The organism is Pseudoalteromonas sp. CR1, from assembly GCF_019392235.1.
In the GTDB taxonomy this organism is placed as follows: Bacteria; Pseudomonadota; Gammaproteobacteria; order Enterobacterales; family Alteromonadaceae; genus Pseudoalteromonas.
Genome location: NZ_JAHXRM010000202.1, coordinates 1 through 277 on the forward strand (window position 1 = coordinate 1; position 277 = coordinate 277).

Sequence of the window (277 nt, forward strand, 5' to 3'; positions counted from 1 at the left end):
GCAATGTGCAGTAACACAAGAAAATGACAAACTTGACTGGATTGGTGATGATAAGCCTGCCCGCAATGTTGGTGGAGCCCCATCAACAGCATATAAATATGCACAAACATTCACTTTGAGTGCAAATCCTGATGTGGATTATTTCGTGGGTGGATTCGGAAGCAAAGAAGATGGCTGTGACCAGGCAGGTATTAAGATTTCTCTTTGTCAGGAAAGCAGCAATGGACAAGATGATGCTACACGTCCAGATGACACCCCAGTGACTGATCCTGATGGT

1 protein-coding gene is annotated in these 277 nt (G+C 44.8%); it reads left to right on the top strand.

Going from position 1 to position 277, the window contains the following annotated elements:
* Positions 1-277 (top strand): hypothetical protein (locus tag KZZ04_RS19110; RefSeq protein WP_219423836.1); only part of this gene is annotated, 277 nt, incomplete at both ends.